This window comes from Crocosphaera sp. Alani8 (genome assembly GCF_038442745.1).
Taxonomy (GTDB): domain Bacteria; phylum Cyanobacteriota; class Cyanobacteriia; order Cyanobacteriales; family Microcystaceae; genus Crocosphaera.
The window spans coordinates 1-16,084 of the sequence record NZ_JARVCN010000015.1; the positions used below are offsets into that span (position 1 = coordinate 1).

At 39.3% G+C, this 16,084-nt stretch carries 17 protein-coding genes and 1 pseudogene; 4 read left to right on the top strand and 14 right to left on the bottom strand.

Annotated elements, in window-relative coordinates; translation table 11 throughout:
• Positions 1-53 precede the first annotated feature (53 nt).
• The 6 genes from P9B04_RS01225 to P9B04_RS01250 form a co-directional block, all read right to left on the bottom strand.
• Positions 54-254 carry a hypothetical protein gene (locus P9B04_RS01225; RefSeq protein ID WP_342053177.1) on the bottom strand — a complete coding sequence of 67 codons (201 nt, stop codon included), beginning with the start codon at positions 252-254 and terminating at the stop codon, positions 54-56.
• Between the two features lie 266 nt (positions 255-520).
• Entirely contained in the window at positions 521-2,563 is a 2,043-nt protein-coding gene (locus P9B04_RS01230) for an elongation factor G (protein ID WP_342053178.1), read from the bottom strand.
• A 421-nt stretch (positions 2,564-2,984) separates the two neighbouring features.
• Entirely contained in the window at positions 2,985-3,170 is a 186-nt protein-coding gene (rpsU, locus tag P9B04_RS01235) for a 30S ribosomal protein S21 (protein ID WP_342053179.1), read from the bottom strand.
• 27 nt (positions 3,171-3,197) lie between these two features.
• Positions 3,198-3,515: a pentapeptide repeat-containing protein gene (locus P9B04_RS01240; RefSeq protein WP_342053180.1), complete on the bottom strand. Its 318-nt coding sequence runs from the start codon at positions 3,513-3,515 to the stop codon at positions 3,198-3,200.
• Between the two features lie 73 nt (positions 3,516-3,588).
• A complete protein-coding gene (locus P9B04_RS01245; RefSeq protein WP_342053181.1) occupies positions 3,589-3,873 on the bottom strand; it encodes an RNA recognition motif domain-containing protein in 285 nt (94 codons plus the stop codon).
• A gap of 224 nt (positions 3,874-4,097) precedes the next feature.
• A complete protein-coding gene (locus P9B04_RS01250; protein WP_342053182.1) occupies positions 4,098-4,922 on the bottom strand; it encodes an acyl-CoA desaturase in 825 nt (274 codons plus the stop codon).
• A 239-nt stretch (positions 4,923-5,161) separates the two neighbouring features.
• Between P9B04_RS01250 and P9B04_RS01255 the strand changes: the two genes are divergently transcribed.
• Together P9B04_RS01255 and P9B04_RS01260 are read left to right on the top strand one after the other, a co-directional pair.
• Complete coding sequence (locus tag P9B04_RS01255; protein ID WP_342053183.1) at positions 5,162-6,373, top strand: methionine gamma-lyase family protein; 1,212 nt, start codon at positions 5,162-5,164, stop codon at positions 6,371-6,373.
• A gap of 19 nt (positions 6,374-6,392) precedes the next feature.
• Positions 6,393-7,007 carry a DUF938 domain-containing protein gene (locus P9B04_RS01260; RefSeq protein WP_342053184.1) on the top strand — a complete coding sequence of 205 codons (615 nt, stop codon included), beginning with the start codon at positions 6,393-6,395 and terminating at the stop codon, positions 7,005-7,007.
• Between the two features lie 78 nt (positions 7,008-7,085).
• On the opposite strand, the gene rpmF is transcribed toward P9B04_RS01260, so the two are convergent.
• The 5 genes from rpmF to ribD form a co-directional block, all read right to left on the bottom strand.
• Positions 7,086-7,262 (bottom strand): 50S ribosomal protein L32, encoded by a 177-nt coding sequence (gene rpmF, locus P9B04_RS01265; protein WP_342053185.1) that lies wholly within the window; start codon positions 7,260-7,262, stop codon positions 7,086-7,088.
• 76 nt (positions 7,263-7,338) lie between these two features.
• Positions 7,339-7,575, bottom strand: a complete 237-nt coding sequence (locus P9B04_RS01270; RefSeq protein ID WP_342053186.1) for an EF-hand domain-containing protein — start codon at positions 7,573-7,575, stop codon at positions 7,339-7,341.
• A gap of 17 nt (positions 7,576-7,592) precedes the next feature.
• The gene (locus P9B04_RS01275; protein ID WP_342053187.1) at positions 7,593-8,096 is read right to left on the bottom strand and encodes a hypothetical protein; all 504 of its coding nucleotides are present in this window, start codon (positions 8,094-8,096) and stop codon (positions 7,593-7,595) included.
• 8 nt (positions 8,097-8,104) lie between these two features.
• Entirely contained in the window at positions 8,105-9,745 is a 1,641-nt protein-coding gene (locus P9B04_RS01280) for an ArnT family glycosyltransferase (protein WP_342053188.1), read from the bottom strand.
• A gap of 101 nt (positions 9,746-9,846) precedes the next feature.
• Positions 9,847-10,944, bottom strand: coding sequence for a bifunctional diaminohydroxyphosphoribosylaminopyrimidine deaminase/5-amino-6-(5-phosphoribosylamino)uracil reductase RibD (gene ribD / locus P9B04_RS01285; RefSeq protein ID WP_342053189.1), 1,098 nt, complete (start codon positions 10,942-10,944; stop codon positions 9,847-9,849).
• A 205-nt stretch (positions 10,945-11,149) separates the two neighbouring features.
• Between ribD and P9B04_RS01290 the strand changes: the two genes are divergently transcribed.
• A complete protein-coding gene (locus tag P9B04_RS01290) occupies positions 11,150-12,640 on the top strand; it encodes an ammonium transporter (protein WP_342053193.1) in 1,491 nt (496 codons plus the stop codon).
• A 98-nt stretch (positions 12,641-12,738) separates the two neighbouring features.
• Here the strand turns inward: P9B04_RS01290 and P9B04_RS01295 are convergent, their stop codons facing one another.
• Positions 12,739-13,665 (bottom strand): Sll0314/Alr1548 family TPR repeat-containing protein, encoded by a 927-nt coding sequence (locus P9B04_RS01295; protein WP_342053190.1) that lies wholly within the window; start codon positions 13,663-13,665, stop codon positions 12,739-12,741.
• Between the two features lie 247 nt (positions 13,666-13,912).
• On the opposite strand from P9B04_RS01295, the gene P9B04_RS01300 reads away from it, so the two are divergent.
• Complete coding sequence (locus tag P9B04_RS01300; RefSeq protein WP_342053191.1) at positions 13,913-14,080, top strand: hypothetical protein; 168 nt, start codon at positions 13,913-13,915, stop codon at positions 14,078-14,080.
• 43 nt (positions 14,081-14,123) lie between these two features.
• Here P9B04_RS01300 and hemE read toward each other — a convergent pair whose 3' ends face one another.
• Positions 14,124-15,188, bottom strand: a complete 1,065-nt coding sequence (hemE, locus tag P9B04_RS01305; RefSeq protein ID WP_342053192.1) for a uroporphyrinogen decarboxylase — start codon at positions 15,186-15,188, stop codon at positions 14,124-14,126.
• A gap of 131 nt (positions 15,189-15,319) precedes the next feature.
• Positions 15,320-16,024 (bottom strand): annotated as a pseudogene (locus P9B04_RS01310) (Rpn family recombination-promoting nuclease/putative transposase); the annotation flags it as partial.
• Between the last annotated feature and the right edge of the window lie 60 nt (positions 16,025-16,084).

Genomic DNA, 16,084 nt, shown 5'->3' on the forward strand with positions numbered 1-16,084 from the left:
CTGGTTTTATGAACATGGTTTGGAACTTTGTCTCGTCAGGTGCAAGATGTGAGTCAAAAGTTAAAGGGCGAAACCCATCGTTCTAGCCAGTGGAGATATGCGTCCCTAGGTTGTCCCAGACAATCAACAATGCTAAGAAGCTGGAAACGGGGAAAAAAGTTTTTCTGGATAAAAACTCGATACATTGCAGCCGATGGATAGTCGGTGGTGCTGACTGTGGAGGTATCTGGACGGGGATATGTGAATGGCAACATTTGTGTATCTAGAAAAGACCGATGAAGCAGTAACGTCCTATCGTGAGGTAGGGAAGCCCGCGCTGTACCCACTGGATCAGCGTTGGGAGGAGTGTCACTTGTTCCTATTGTCGTCGCAGTAGCAACCGCTTTGTTAACTTTGCTGTTTCGTTTAATTCCTAACTCTCTCCCTTAACTGAAAGAAAAAGGTTTAAATTAGACAAAAAAGGGCAGATTTTAATCTACCCTAATCTTTGAAAGGAACGTAAATCAATCAGAAAAAAGGTTTAATTTTTCCCGTTACTATTAGTAGTTAAAACTTTACTTTTCACCTTATCAGGAACTTCTTGTAAATGGTCATAAGTCCAAGTGAAAGTACCAACACCCATAGTAAGCGATCGCAGTTCAACAATAAAATTTTGCATCTCTGCTTGAGGGAAATAAGCAGTTACTTGATCCCATCCTTTCCACTCAGTTAAACTTTCATAACCGAGAATTTGTCCCCGTCGTCCACTCACCAACTGCAACACTTTTGCAGTACACTCCGCCGGAATCGATGCTTTAACAGATAAAATGGGTTCCAAGAGAACAGGATGACACAAAGGCATTCCATCACTCATAGCAATGCGGGCAGCCTGTTTAAACGCCTGTTCAGAACTATCCACAGAATGATAAGAACCGTCTGTTAAGGTAACATCCACATCCACCACAGGGAAACCCAAGGGACCGTGATCTAAATATTCCTTAACCCCCATTTCCACACCGGGAATGTATTGTTTAGGAACAACACCACCAACGATGGTTTGATTGAAGTGGAACCCTTCTCCTCTGGGTAGGGGTTTAATTTCTAGTTGAACGTCTCCAAACGCCCCATGACCCCCAGTTTGATGCTTATAACGTCCATGAACTGTCTGAGGGTTACGGATGGTTTCTTTGTAGGGAACTTGGGGTAAATGGGTGGCCATAGGTAGGTTATACTTGCGACGTAAACGATCTAAAGCCACTTGTAAATGTATTTCACCTTGTCCCCAAAGAATCACCTCTTTGGTGTCTCCGTGTTGTTCCCAATGCAAGGATGGATCTTCTTCCATCAGTTTCCCAAAAGCGGAACTCAGTTTCACCTCATCTTTGCGTTTTTCGGGGGTAACAGCTAATGCATACACAGGATCTAAAAGATCTGCTTTCGGTAAAATTTCACTAGGTTTCTCTTTGCTGGATAGGGTTTCCCCTGTTTGAATGCCTTCTAAACGGGCAATGGCGACGATCTCCCCTAAAGATGCAATTTGACTGGATACGGGTATTTGTTGTTGTCCCATGAGACGATAAATACCACCGGCGCGAACCCCATTGAGAGACATTCCTTCTTTAACTTCACCTTGCCACACTCTGACGAGGGAAAGTTGACCCCCTTGGGGTGTAAAGTAAGTCTTGAGAACTTGTACTAGAGTTTCCCCCTCGCTTTTGTTTTCTAGTCCCCGACGTTCTCCTGTAATATTGGGTGCAGGGGTTTCTTTTACCAAAGCATCCAGTAAGGGGCGTACTCCGTAGTCTTGTTCAGCGATACCAAAGAAAACGGGTACAATTAAGTCTGCACTGAGATCCTGCTTTAAATCTTTGAGTATTTCTTCTTGTGGGGGTTGAATGTCTTCTATTAATTCTTCTAATAAATGGTCATCAAAGTCTGCTAAAACTTCCAACATTTCCTGGCGGGCTGCCTGTTCTTCTGTTTGGAGATGTTTGGGAAGAGGAATAGGATCAGCAGGACTCCCTGGATGATAATGATAAGCTTGTTCGCTGACTAAATCAATATAGCCGATGAGTTCTCTTTCTTGACGAATGGGATATTGTTGGGGGATAACAGGACGGGTGGACACATCTTTGAGGGCGTGGAGTACGTCCATAAAACTGTCTTTGAAGCGATCCATCTTATTGATGTAGATAATATGGGGGATTTCCCAATCATCGAGGAATTTTAATAAGGGTGCAAGGGTTAACAGGCGATGGATTTCTGGTTCGCAAACGACGATCGCCGCACCAGCACCCACTAAGACATTATAGGTTTCTTGGGCGAATTCTATGGAACCGGGACAGTCTAAAAAGGTAAATTCGATGGTTTCGTGGCTGGTACTGGCGGCGGAAACTTCTACACTCATTTGCCGATCCCTGGCTTCAGGAGAACTATCGCCGAGGGTGTTACCTTCTTTAATACGACCTTTTCGGTTAATGGCACCAGTAAGGGATAATAGGCTTTCGAGTAGGGTGGTTTTACCGCTCGAATAGGGGCCAACGATAGCTACATTACGCACATTGCCTAAAACTTTTTCGCTCATAAAACACCTCCTTGAAGCTAATTTTCAAGCTCAACACAGGCAGGTTGAGGGTCAACACTATCTCTGTTTTTCCCCATCTTGTGAGTGTTCAGCAATAACAGAAAATTAAACTCACATTGTTTTGTATCTACTTTCAATCTAGCGGATTTAACTTATTGTTGGTGTTCTAGAAGACATTTTGCAATGACTTTTAAAATAACTGAAATATTAAGTTAAGAAAGAAAAATAATTATTAATTAATACTACGAAAAGGGAAATAAGATCACTAAGATCAAATCCGTTTCTCAAACCTATCTTAATCTTCTTATAATATAAGGGCAACAAGTTTATACATCTCTCAATATCTTTTAATGAAAAAAAGTATTAGAGTCAACAAGAGTTGACCCTTACTATTCCCTGAGATGGCTAGACTATTTATCTATTAACGCGAATATCTTTTGCGTTGTCTTTGTTTAGCTAGGGCCTTACGTTTGCGTTTTTCAATGGGCGTTTCAAAGTGCCGATTTTTCTTCATATCGTAAAAAATTCCGGCTTTGCTTACTTGTCGTTTGAAGCGACGTAAGGCCGATTCGATATGTTCATTTTCTCCACGAATAATCTGGGTCATTTTTAAGCTTATCTCCTGAATTAAGGCTTATTGGGTAGCAACTTTTGATGGTTGAAAAATTGCCCTTGATAAATGGGTTTGACTCATATCTATGCCATTTAGATCAACATCTGTCAGGTTGGCTGCAGTAAGATCGGTTTCTCTTAGATTAGCTCCTTGCAAACGAACATTCGTTAAATTAGCATGGCTGAGATTGGCGTTGCTTAAATTAACACCTCTAAGATCAGCCCCACTTAGATTAATCCCCCTCAGATTAACATTTCTAAGATTCGCTGCAATTAGGGTGATGTTTCTAAAGTCTCTTTGTCCTGCATTGTAGCGACTCAAAAGTTCTTTGATGTTCATCTGTGTTATTCTCGATTGATGGTTAACAGGGTAGATAGAAAACAGTGATCGCAGTTAAAACAGTGGTTTAAGTCTAGTAACGACGGGTTGAACCACCACCGGAGGATCTGCGATTCTCTCTCGGTCTAGCTTTATTGACTTTTAGGGCCCGCCCCATCCACTCAGCCCCGTCTAAGGCTTCAATGGCGGCAGTTTCTTCGCTTTCTGTTTCCATTTCCACGAAACCAAAACCTCTAGGTCTTCCTGTCTCCCGATCGGTAGGGAGTTGTACCCTTTTGACCGCACCATATTCTGCGAATACTTCTTGGAGATCGTCTTGGGTGACATCGTAGGATAAATTGCCGACGTAAATTGACATAAAAAGCTTTCTAAAATTCAGTGGTGTAGAGAGTTAAATTCACTCTGATGTTTGTAAATAAAAATTAACAAAACAAATTAGGAAAATAATTCTTGTTGCATACAATATCATAACATGGTTCATGGAAATGTTGAAGGGGTTAAGTCCGTCGGTTCTTGGCTGAAAACTAAAAAACCTTCCCATCAGCAATAGAGAAGGTTTTTTATGTTGCCTAAATGTAAAGACTATTTATTGTTAGAGACGGGTGCTAATTTGACGTTTGTAGCGAGTCCTAAAAACTGTAAAACTTGAATAGTCATCCAAGTAATGTCGATTTCCCACCAAGCTAAACCATGACGAGCAGAATATTGATAAGCATGGTGATTGTTGTGCCATCCTTCGCCAAATGTTAATAAGGCAACCCACCAGCAGTTACGAGAGTGGTCATTTGATTCGTGACTTTGATAGCCAAACTTATGGGTAGCACTGTTAACAAACCAAGTGAAGTGAAATACCATTACTAAACGGACAAAAACTCCCCAAATCACACAGGGCCATCCTCCTATGACAAAAAGGATTAAACCCAAACCGACTTGAATGGGAATCATGAAGGTTTGACAGAAATTGTAAAAGGGATCGCTGTTAATATCTTTGGTGTAGCGAGGAACATCGTTATCCGCAGGAATTTTGTGTAACATCCATCCTAGATGACTCCACCAAAACCCTTTGTTAGAATCGTGGGGATCGGGTTCGGTATCAGAATATTTATGATGAATGCGGTGTAACCCTACCCATTGAATGGGTCCCCCTTGGCAAGCTAATGTACCTAAGAAAACTAACAAGTACTCTAGCCATTTTGGTGACTGAAAACTACGGTGAGATACCAATCTATGAAAGCCTAAAGTAATGCCTAATGCTCCCGTAACCCAATATAATAAGAAGGTAATACCTATAGCTTGCCAACTAAAATTGCCGGGCAAAAATGCCAGTAAGGCAACCAGATGGATCGAAGCCATGTAAATAATAACTGTCCAGTCATAGGATAGTTTTTGAGATGCAGCAACAGTCATGTAATAACCTGTATGTAAAAGTAATCAAAACTCTATTATACTTTGCGATAGTGTTAACTATTTTGGTTGACCAAGGTTCTGAATTTTTAATATTTAATTCCAAATTAAGTTCCCAATTGAATAACTTATATAAGCTTTTATTTGGTATAAATAAATGGGATAAACAAACCTTTGCCATTGATTTTAATTAATCGCTATCGACAAGATTAATAGTTTGGGGTTGACAATTGGACAGCTTAATGCTCATAAAAGAGGCAGAAAACGCCCTAATTCCGATCTTTTCGGAAATCGACCATAAGGTCAAGGAAAATCTCAAAAAAACCTTAACAGCCTTTCGCAATCATCGTCTAGGAGTTCATCATTTCGCCAGTGTTACTGGTTATGGTCATGATGATCTTGGACGAGAAAACTTGGACGGGATTTTTGCTGAGATTGTGCAAGCAGAAGCTGCCACAGTCCGCATACAATTTGTATCAGGAACCCATGCCATCGCCTGCGCTTTGTTTGGGGTACTTCGCCCAGGGGACGAAATGTTAGCCGTAGCTGGTGCGCCTTACGACACCTTAGAGGAGGTGATCGGCCTAAGAGGCAACTGTCAAGGCTCCCTAACAGAGTTTAACATTAATTACCGACAATTAGACCTAACTAACGAGGGAACAATTGATTGGGAAGGGTTAAAAACTGCTATCAAAGCCGAAACAAAATTAGTTTTAATTCAGCGTTCTTGTGGTTATTCTTGGCGTTCGAGTTTATCCATCGAAGATATCAAAAAAATCATTCAAATTGTCAAAAAACAAAATTCTCATACAGTTTGTTTTGTGGATAATTGTTACGGCGAGTTGGTAGAAAATATGGAACCAACGGCGGTGGGTGCTGATTTAATGGCTGGTTCTTTGATTAAAAATCTCGGGGGAACAATTGTTACCACGGGGGGCTATGTAGCTGGCAAAAAATCATTAGTAGAAGCCGCAACTTGTCGGTTAACATCTCCTGGTATTGGGAGAAAAGGTGGGGCGACTTTAAATCAAAGTCGGCTATTATTTCAAGGATTATTTCTAGCTCCCCAAATGGTAGGAGAAGCGATCAAAGGGACTCATTTAATTGCTTACGTTTTTGATAAATTAGGTTACGAAGTTAACCCCTTACCTTTCGTTTCCCGTCGGGATATCATTCAAGGCATTAAGTTAGGTTCTCCTGAAAAATTAAAGTCCTTTTGTCGTGCTATTCAAACCTACTCTCCTGTGGGTTCTTATCTTGACCCTGTACCTGCTGAAATGCCAGGCTACGAGAGCAAATTAGTGATGGCTGGTGGTACATTTATTGATGGTAGTACCTCAGAATTTTCTGCTGATGGCCCATTAAGAGAACCCTATATTGTTTTTTGTCAGGGAGGAACCCATTGGACTCATATTTCTCTAGCTTTAGAAGAGGCTATTAAAGCTATTAATTAAAATAAAACAAGAAAAAATTATGACTGATTTAAAACAATATGCACCAGCGACTCAAAGAAATAGAGAACCTATTTTAGAAGTATTATTAAGGGTACTTCCCCCATCGGGAAATATCCTAGAAATTGCCAGTGGAACTGGTGAACATTGTCTTTTTTTTGCTCCTGCTTTTAGTCCCCGTAAGTGGATACCTTCCGATGCTAATCCTACGGCGAGGAATAGTATTGAAGCGTGGAGAAAAGAGAGTTTAATTGATAATATTAATTCTCCTCTGAATATTGATGCAACAAGTTTAAGTTGGGCAGTAGAAGAGCAAGAACTAGATATTACTACAATGGTTAATATTAATATGATTCATATTTCCCCTTGGCAAGCTTGTTTGGGTTTAATGGAAGGAGCAAAAAGAATATTACCATCTGGTGGTATTTTATATTTATACGGACCATATAAACAAGGTGGAAAACATACAGCAATAAGTAACGAATCGTTTGATCAATCTTTGCGGCTTCAAAATACAGAATGGGGAGTAAGAAATTTAGAAGATGTTATCAAAGTTGCCGAAGAAAATGGCTTAATTTTTAAAGAAAAGGTTGAAATGCCAGCTAATAATTTATCTGTTATTTTTGAAAAGGAATGATATCTAAAATATTGAAGCGATCGCTACTTTAAAATAAAGTGGTTAAAAAAGCGATCGCAGAGGAACTCAAAATAAGCTTTATTCTTCGTCGTCGTCTTCTTCGTCTTGAGGATACACAAAACTCTTGGAACGACCGGATAGAACAGATTTACCCAATGATAAGGCTTTTTGTGCTTCTTGAGCGGCAACACGCTTCCAATGTGCTTTCCGTTGATCTCGTTTTGTATTGGATGTTTTCTTTTTAGGGACTGCCATAGGAGTTAAACATAGAATAAGTAGACAACCTTTCTATTATAGATGATTTTACTGTTTAATGACCAGTTATTCTGTTTTATTCTGGTAAAGAAGTTAATTCATCGAAGGTAATAAAACCATCGTTATTGAGATCGCATTTCTTGAAGGTTGATTCCACCGCTTCATTAATATCAAGGTCTGTATTTTCTCCCCAAATAGTCTCTAATAATTGTTTTAACTCTTTTTTATCTATTTTTCCATTATTGTCTTGATCGACTTGAGCAAAAAATTTTCTTAATTCTTCGGTTTGATGTTGGTTTAAAGGTATTTTCATTTGAGGTTACTCTCAGATCAATTAATAATTTCTTTAGTCCAAGGTTCACCCTGTCGAGGAATACCAAACCCTGGTAAGTTTAATAATACGCCAATTTGTTGAATATGATAACTAACCATTCCCATAGTACCAATTTCCAAGTTCAATTTACTAAATATTTCGTCTTCCCATGTTTGTTTTTCTCCTTTTATGATTTCCCACTGTCTTTTTTGGTTAAAACCTGATTGCAAAAGGCGGATTATTTTTTCTCCTTGAAAGTAACAAAAAGCTCCCGAGTCATATAGTGTGTAAGCTGCTAACCCTAATGTTGCTTGTTTAGGAAAAATTATAGCAACTTGTTGAGCATAGAAAACAATGTTTTCTGGTTCATCTATATACAGTTGTATCCAAGGAATTTCTTGATGATAACGCACTGCAAATTTGTAACCAGCTTTCACTAAAATAGAAGCAACTTTTTCCATTTCTTTTATGGGGTTATTGATATTTTTTAAAGATAAGTACACTGCTCCAAACTTAGCCATATTTTTGTTTATCTTACCGAATTTTCTGTAGCCACATAAGGTTTTAATAGATGCTTAGCTTCGTAGAAGTAAAAAACATTAACAACTACTCCACCTCGCTCAATTTCTATTGTACCTATTTCTTTAATTTCTTGAAAAAAAGCTCGAAATTCATCCGTTAGTTCTGGCATTTCATGAAAGCGTTTTAAAGTGATATAGAGGGCATTTTCCCCAATCCATTGATCCGTATCTGGCCAAAAGTAAAATCCTCTCCTATCGTAGCTAAAACAGGTTACAGGAATGTCGTGTAATGGTTCTAAAGCTAAATCAATTAGTCCTGCTAAATAGTAGGCATTGGTAAATAAAAAAATTGACTGTTTTAAATGGTTTAATAATCGGGGTGATTGATTTACTTTTCTTCTAAATTGTTCTACATCAATTAATTCTGTTGTGGGGTCAGTTTCGGGGTTTAAAAAGCCTTTAAATAAAGGATATTGATTAGATGTAAAGAAGGTTCCCGTATTCAGGTGTAGCAACACTAATAAGAGAATAGTATTAATAGCTATCGCAGTTCCAATAAGCCATCTTTTAACCCATATTTTTGAATAGTTTAACCACTGTTCACCGTAGAATCCTAATAATAAAATCATGCCCCAATAACCAGGCATTGGCCAAGTTACTAGGATTTGTTGTTTTCCTCCTAAAACTATTAATCCCAATGTTAAAGGTAAAGATATCCAGTAGATAAACAATTTTTTATTACTGAAGTTTTTAATATTTTCTTGTTGAGACAGTAATTGATAACTATCTGTCAGAAAACTTTTACCCATTACCCACCATAAAGGGAAACCTATTGTCGGAAATAATAGAGCGATATTAACCAGTAAAACTATCAAAGCATTGAAAATATTGTAAGTGGTTTTTGGAGCATCAGGAATAGGGGAAAAACGATCAAACAGTTGAAATCTTAAGGATATCCAATCATGTTGATAATTCCAGAATAACAAGGGAAATAGGGTCATAATAAATAATAAGAAACCCAAAACTGTCCAGGGAGAAACTAAAGCTCTGCGATGCTCTTTACTGGTTAAACAAAAGCAGAATAAACAGAGTCCTAAAACAAACCCATGATACTTACTCAAACAAGCTAATCCGATTAAAATACCCAAAATACTGAGACGATAGCTGGGTAAATAAGTTTTGTTTCGTTTCGAGAAAAATTCATTACTAGCACAGTATAAAGCAGCCGACCAAAAAAAAATTAAAGGACTATCAGGAAGGGTTATAATACCAAAACCCAGTTGAAAAATGGGAATAATAGAAGCCAAAATTAAGGTTATTTTAGCGGCTGTTTTGGTAAACAATTTTGCACTGGTTAGATATAACAGAAATAAGCTTCCTGTATATAAAACTAAAGTGCCAATACGGAGAGTAAACGGCGAGACTACTCCCGTTAACCAAACACCAAAACCGGTTGTTAGGCTGACCAAAATAGGATGATCAAAATAACTCCAATCTAAATGTTTAGTATAAAGATAATAATAACCTTCATCGTAACCAGGCAAGAGCCAAAAAGCGATAAAAGAACGAAATAATAAACCTATTAGTAATATTATAAATGCAGATGGAAAATGATTTAAAAAAGTTACTTTTTTATGAAGAAGAGGCATAAGCAAAAAGATTTTTATCAAAGCTATTATACCTGATAAATTGTTGTGTTGCTATAACCTTTTAAAAATATAACTGTTAACTGATATTTGAAAAATAAGATTTAATTTTCGACACTCTTTAAATATCCTTCCACTAAAGTATCTTCATCTACCTGACGAATTGTAACATCATCTAATGATAGAGCATCGGACATTTTTTCTAAGCCTAAATCACCTACAGGAGAAGCAGCAGATATCCCACCGATAATTTTTGGGGCAATAAACGCCATAATTTTTTGAATCGCCCCTTCGCTGATAGCTTGCGCCCCCAAAATACCGCCACATTCCCAGAAAATCCTAGATAATTGCCTTTCATAAAGGACATTCATTACCTGAGAAGGAGTCAAGGGCGATAATTCTACCACTTCAACCCCCTTACTGCGTAAAACTTTTTGCAGAGAAGGATTTTTACCCCATTCCGTAAACACAACCGTAGACGCAGTATCAACATCCCAGAGATTAGCATCTTGAGGTAGGTGTAAGTTGCGAGTCATCACCACCCGTAAAGGGTTGCGTCCCGTGGCTTGGTGAATGGTCAAATGAGGATTATCACGTCGTACCGTGTTTCCCCCGACGATTACCGCATCACACCCCGCCCTAGTTTTATGAACCAATTGTCGGGAGTTTGTTCCTGTAACCCAAGCACTATGACCTGTATTGGTAGCAATTTTACCATCGAGGGTCATCGCGTACTTTAAGATACCAAAAGGTCGATGATGGAGAATAGAGTAACAGAATGCTTCATTGAGGCGACGACAAGCAGCTTCCTCCACTCCAACTGTGACCTCTATCCCTGCATCTTCAAGCTTGGCAATGCCTTTACCGGCAACTAAGGGGTTGGGGTCAACCATACCCACCACTACTTTAGCCACTTTAGAAGCGATTAATCGCTCTGTACAGGGGGGTGTACGACCGTAATGGTTACAGGGTTCCAAATTGACATAAACCGTTGCTCCTGCGGCATTTTCCCCTGCATCTTGTAAGGCAAATACCTCTGCATGGGGTTCCCCAGGTTTGAGGTGAAATCCCTGCCCAACAATTTGGCCATTTTTCACCACAACTGCTCCCACCATTGGGTTAGGAGAAGTGTAACCAGAAGCTTGACGGGCTAAAGTCAAACATCTTTGCATCATTTGTTGGTCAAAATTTTCTTGAGTCATAATAGGGTCAAAGAATCATTAAATCGTGGGAAAAAGTTGGAGATCTTTAGCAAAATCTAGGGTAAATCCTTAAGTGACCTTGACGAAATCCAGGAATTATCTCTAGAGTTTATACACTAAATAAAAGAATAACTAAATAAGAGACTACGTGAGTCAACATTTAGTTATTCCCAGTGTTAATGATTCTCTTAATCATCTCCTAAAAATGGTATCAACACGAACAAAAAAAGATGTCCCTACCTGGCAACCGCTAAAAGCAATTGCCAGATCCTTCTCTCCATATTGGATAGCTTGTATTCCTCTAGCAACAATTATCACCATTGTTTGGAATAAGACTGTTGCTGCTGAAGATATCAACATCCTAGAAATCACAGAAGCTCCCCCTGATGCGATTATTCAACTGCAAGGAACCCTCAACGCTATCTGGGTATTAGTTGCAGCGATACTCGTCATCTTTATGAATGCGGGTTTCGGGATGCTAGAAACAGGCTTTTGTCGTCACAAAAACGCCGTTAATATTTTATCCAAAAACCTTATTGTGTTTGCCCTAGCTACTCTAGCATATTGGGCGATCGGTTTCTCGCTGATGTTTGGCGGTCCTGAAAATCCTATCATTGGTTTTGGCGGTTGGTTTCTTGGTGGAGAACCAGCTACCTATGGACTCGATCCTTTCCCAGTAGGATTACCTGTTTCTGTTGCTTTCCTATTCCAAGCCGCTTTTGCAGGAACCGCAGCTACCATCGTATCTGGAGCGGTTGCAGAACGGATCAAGTTTAGCGATTTCCTAATTTTTAGCTTACTTTTAGTGGGTATTTCCTATCCTATCACCGGTCACTGGGTTTGGAGTGGGGGTTGGTTAGGTTCCCTTGGTTTCAGTGACTTTGCAGGTTCTACGGTGGTTCACTCCGTTGGGGGTTGGGCTGCACTGATGGGGGCTGCTATTCTTGGACCAAGAATGGGCAAATACGTCGATGGTCGTCCCCAAGCGATTCCTGGTCATAATATGAGTATTGCTACCTTGGGCTGTCTAATTCTTTGGATTGGTTGGTTTGGCTTTAACCCAGGTTCTCAGTTAGCCGCAGATAGTGCTGTTCCCTATATTGCTGTTACCACCAACTTAGCTGCTGCCGCCGGTGGTGTAGCCGCTACCCTTGTAGCTTGGGCTAAAGACGGTAAACCCGATTTATCCATGATTATTAACGGTATCTTAGGGGGATTAGTAGGTATCACTGCAGGTTGCGATGGAGTATCTTATTGGGGTGCTGTCATTATCGGTGCTATTGCTGGTGTAATTGTTGTTTATTCCGTCAGTATTATTGATTCTGTTCTCAAAATTGATGATCCCGTTGGGGCTATTTCTGTTCACTTGGTTAACGGAATTTGGGGAACTCTAGCGGTTGGTTTGTTTAATACGGAGTCTGGACTCTTCTATGGTGGCGGTTTAGCTCAATTGGGATATCAAATTGTTGGTGTCTTAAGCATTGGTTTGTTTACAGTTGTCTTTAGTGGTGTCGTCTGGACTGTTCTTAAGTCAACAATGGGTATTCGTGTCAGCGCAGAAGAAGAACTCAATGGCCTAGACATCGGAGAACATGGCATGGAAGCTTATCATGGCTTTATCAAAGAACCCGATGGGTTTGGTGGTTCGAGTTCTAATACCGTCAATGACGATATTCCTACGGGTGCGGGAATGTAATTGATTTAAATTTCTAAGACCAGATGTTTAAGCATTATGGTCTTAGATTTTGAGGAGAAGATAATCCCGATCACAAAATTTAGTTAAGACACTTAACATTAATCAGCATTTGTACTTAACTTAGTGATTTCATCTTGTACGACTCGATGATCGTGACGCAAAGGTATTTGAACCCCTTTCGGAAGTTGATCTACTTTGGTCATAGCTTGAGCAAAATAAGTATAAGCTTCTTCGAGCAAACCCAAATCTTTGGGTTGACCGTCTTTTGTTCTCCCTTTTTTACGCAACAGTTGACCTTTAAAATACAGCAATTCAGGATTATCCGGACTACTAGTCAAAGCTTGCTCAATATATACCATAGCAGTATCGTACTGATCTAAGTCCCGATAGGCAGTGAATAAAGCCCGATCTACCATGTAGTTAGGTGCTGCGTGTTTTTCAAAACGAGCGATTGCATCTTCTGGGGAAGAAAAGGGTAAATTAACCGATAAAATTAAATCTAGATAACCTTTAAACAAATTTAATTCTGGATCTTCAGGAGATATAGCTTCGGCTTCATCCAAATGATCAAAAACTAATTGTAACTTGTTGACGGCTCCCAACGGCCCTCGGGTTTTAAAAGTATAAGCTCCCTGTAAAAAATGTCCCACCGCTTGATATAAATTACCCCGCAAGGGATCTTCAGCAGTTAATCTTTCGGCTACCAATAGGGTTTTATCGGCAGCATTTTTCATCACGTCCCATTCTTCGTTGGAATAGGCTAAAGAAGCTTGCATAGCATAAGCTAGGGGTTCGTTAGTTTCTGTTTCAATGGCCTGTTCTAAATGGGTTTTTGCTTCTAAATAATTACCATTTTTAAAGATTTCGACAAAAGCGGCCTCTGTGTTATCTCCAATAGGACGTGGGTTAGTGCTACGGAAAGGATCTCCAGCCCATGCAGATGTTCCCCATAAACTTAATGCTACTGTACATACCACAGACCAAGAAATAGAACTCTTTTGCAGTCTAATCAAGGAATTAATCATAATTATCTCCAAGCAACATTAATCGACTAAGTTTATTTTGATTATTTAAGATTTCGATCTCGATACTAGCAAAAATTTTTCTAAGTTTTTCAGTTTCTTGAATATTCTTTTTATCTGTGTTCTGAAGATAGTTGGGTTGAGGATTATTTTTAACTTCTATTTTGTGTTCTATAGTATTAAATCTACCTTGGAAGTCCAGCAACCCTTAGTTCAAAAAATCCCTGAATTAAGGGACAAAATGAGCTGAATGGAAACCACAGGACAAAATCAACAGCCATTATTGCAGAAAATACCCGACTTAGCCGAAAAAGTTGGCAAATTTAAAAATTGGAGACAAATCGTTATTATAGCTCTAACATTCCTCGTCAGTAGCTCCATCCCTCGGTTTATTGGAGGTAGAAACTTTAAACCCTAAATATCCCTTTGATAATAAGGTGGGTAAAACCCACCCAAAAACCCTAAACAGGAACAGCTAATAACTGATCCACCTGTTTAGCTGTTTCAAAGAAACAACGAACATTGTCTTCCGGGGTTCCCACTAAAACACCGTGACCTAAGTTTAAAATATGGCCACCTCTTCCTGCTTTGCGTACCGTATCCAAAATACGAGCTTTAATGAAGTCTTGGGAGCCAAATAAGACCCCAGGATCTATATTTCCCTGAACCTTCATATCCCTACCCAAACGCTGTCTTCCTTCAGCCATATCTACTGTCCAGTCCAGACTAACAATGTCTACTCCAGACTGTCCCATTCTCTCTAAAACACCGGCACTACCGCTAATGTAAAGAATCAACGGGGTATCGGGATGGGTTTGTTTAACCTGACGCACCACCTGTTGTTGATAGGGTAACGCAAAGGTTTCGTAGTCTTGGGGACTGAGTTGACCGGCCCAGGAATCAAACAATTGTACCACTTGCGCCCCACAGTCGATCTGATAACGAACGTAAACTGCGATCGCATCGGCTATTTTACTCAAGAAACTATGCAAAATCTCAGGTTGAGAAAAGGCCATGCTCTTAATAATGGCATAGTTCTTAGAACTTTTCCCTTCGATGGCATAAGCAGCTAAAGTCCAGGGAGATCCTACAAATCCTAACACCGTAGATCGATTGCCTACTTCTGCTCTGAGGGCGTTTAAAATGGTCTTGATGAAGGGTAAAGACTCCTCTGGGTTCAGAGGACGAAGGTTATCCACTTGTTCTTTAGTGCGAATGGGTGGATCAATAACAGGTCCCTTGCTTTCCACAATATCAAAAGGGATACCCATCCCAGGTAAAGGGGTTAAAATATCGGAAAACATAATCACCCCATCCGGTTGAAACGCTCGCCAAGGTTGCAGAGAAATTTCGATGGCGAGGTCAGGATTTTCGGATCTTTCACGAAAACTGGGGTATTTATCCCGTAAATCCCGATATACTTTCATATAGCGTCCAGCTTGTCGCATCATCCAAACCGGTGGACGATCTAAGATTTCTCCCCGTGCAGCGCGAAGGAGATAGGGTGTATCGTTAGCTCCTGTCATTATGGCTTCCCCAGTAATAAACGTGCATTTTTCACCCTATCATTAGGGGTGGTTGGTGTTATAGCATTTGTAACGAATGTTTATTAACCGAAGTTCGGAATCAGAATAATTATTAATTAACAGGCGATCGCTTAGGAATTAGATTGGACAACATTTCTAACTTCTTCAATGTCTAACTCTAAAGCTTGAGCTATTTGTTCTACACTTAATCCTAATGCTACTAAACGAGGAATAGAAGCGATTTTAGCAGCTAACTCTCCTTCTTCTCTTCCCTGTTCAATCCCTCGTTCAATCCCTCGTTCAATACCTTGTTCTATTCCTTGTTCAATACCTTGTTCAATACCTTGTTCTATTCCTTCCTCTAATGCTTCTTGATACACTTTAGTTTCTCTGAGATCACTTAAACTAAACATTTTTTCTATCTCCTGGCGACTAATTAATGGCAGTTTATAGACAAGGATTGTCTCTATTAATTGTAAGATATTTTCTTGTTGTTTGGTATCATTAAATTCTTGATTAACTTGTTTAATTAATCCTTTTCCCTGTTCAATAGCTTCTTTTTGAGGACTGATGATTAATTTCAGGGTTTTTATTCCTATTGATTCTATGTTATCTAATTCATTCAGATAAAACCGTTTAACTCTATCTGAGTTTAATAATTCTTGATAACGTGATGTGTTGCTTGTTTCTACTTGACGTTTAGGATAAATAACCACTCCTTGCCAATTATTGCTTAATCTTGTTTGATGTAGATACAAAAATATTTCACTAAAAAACCGAGAATAAAACTGCTCATCTTTCTGAAATTGTACTTCAACAAAATAAATGAATTTATCAGCAGTATTAGCTAACCGCCGAGAAGCCCCGCACTATAAACGAGGGGGATTTATCAAACC

Excerpts from the sequence above, each read along its gene's own strand:
- P9B04_RS01225 (WP_342053177.1), bottom strand. The coding sequence starts at position 254 with ATGTTGCCATTCACATATCCCCGTCCAGATACCTCCACAGTCAGCACC.
- P9B04_RS01230 (WP_342053178.1), bottom strand. The coding sequence starts at position 2,563 with ATGAGCGAAAAAGTTTTAGGCAATGTGCGTAATGTAGCTATCGTTGGC.
- rpsU (WP_342053179.1), bottom strand. The coding sequence starts at position 3,170 with ATGACCCAGATTATTCGTGGAGAAAATGAACATATCGAATCGGCCTTA.
- P9B04_RS01240 (WP_342053180.1), bottom strand. The coding sequence starts at position 3,515 with ATGAACATCAAAGAACTTTTGAGTCGCTACAATGCAGGACAAAGAGAC.
- P9B04_RS01245 (WP_342053181.1), bottom strand. The coding sequence starts at position 3,873 with ATGTCAATTTACGTCGGCAATTTATCCTACGATGTCACCCAAGACGAT.
- P9B04_RS01250 (WP_342053182.1), bottom strand. The coding sequence starts at position 4,922 with ATGACTGTTGCTGCATCTCAAAAACTATCCTATGACTGGACAGTTATT.
- P9B04_RS01255 (WP_342053183.1), top strand. The coding sequence starts at position 5,162 with ATGCTCATAAAAGAGGCAGAAAACGCCCTAATTCCGATCTTTTCGGAA.
- P9B04_RS01260 (WP_342053184.1), top strand. The coding sequence starts at position 6,393 with ATGACTGATTTAAAACAATATGCACCAGCGACTCAAAGAAATAGAGAA.
- rpmF (WP_342053185.1), bottom strand. The coding sequence starts at position 7,262 with ATGGCAGTCCCTAAAAAGAAAACATCCAATACAAAACGAGATCAACGG.
- P9B04_RS01270 (WP_342053186.1), bottom strand. The coding sequence starts at position 7,575 with ATGAAAATACCTTTAAACCAACATCAAACCGAAGAATTAAGAAAATTT.
- P9B04_RS01275 (WP_342053187.1), bottom strand. The coding sequence starts at position 8,096 with ATGGCTAAGTTTGGAGCAGTGTACTTATCTTTAAAAAATATCAATAAC.
- P9B04_RS01280 (WP_342053188.1), bottom strand. The coding sequence starts at position 9,745 with ATGCCTCTTCTTCATAAAAAAGTAACTTTTTTAAATCATTTTCCATCT.
- ribD (WP_342053189.1), bottom strand. The coding sequence starts at position 10,944 with ATGACTCAAGAAAATTTTGACCAACAAATGATGCAAAGATGTTTGACT.
- P9B04_RS01290 (WP_342053193.1), top strand. The coding sequence starts at position 11,150 with ATGGTATCAACACGAACAAAAAAAGATGTCCCTACCTGGCAACCGCTA.
- P9B04_RS01295 (WP_342053190.1), bottom strand. The coding sequence starts at position 13,665 with ATGATTAATTCCTTGATTAGACTGCAAAAGAGTTCTATTTCTTGGTCT.
- P9B04_RS01300 (WP_342053191.1), top strand. The coding sequence starts at position 13,913 with ATGGAAACCACAGGACAAAATCAACAGCCATTATTGCAGAAAATACCC.
- hemE (WP_342053192.1), bottom strand. The coding sequence starts at position 15,188 with ATGACAGGAGCTAACGATACACCCTATCTCCTTCGCGCTGCACGGGGA.